The sequence below is a fragment of the Mesorhizobium sp. WSM4813 genome (assembly GCF_055811555.1).
Map to the genome: position 1 here is coordinate 1 of NZ_JBVVQU010000175.1, position 256 is coordinate 256.

General features: G+C 35.2%; 1 protein-coding gene. It reads right to left on the bottom strand.

Annotated features, from left to right (window positions below; all coding sequences use genetic code 11):
* Positions 1 to 256 (bottom strand): enoyl-CoA hydratase/isomerase family protein (locus tag AC0L25_RS32550; RefSeq protein ID WP_473599203.1); only part of this gene is annotated, 256 nt, incomplete at its 5' end.

Below are 256 nucleotides of genomic sequence, written 5' to 3' on the forward strand. Positions count from 1 at the left end.
TTATTTCCCTGAAAAAATAGCTTTTCTTTTTTCTAGAAAAGCCGTTGTTCCTTCTTTCATATCTTCTGTAATAAAGCAATTCCCAAATTCATTCACTTCTACAGTATAACCATCCTGTGTTTCATCAAATACTGCATTAGCTGCTTTAATACAACCTGCTACTGCAAGTGGGGCTTTACTATTGATAGTGGTAAGTATGGCTTTTGTTTTGGCAAGTAGTTCTTCTTGCGGTACCACGTAATTAACTAACCCATAT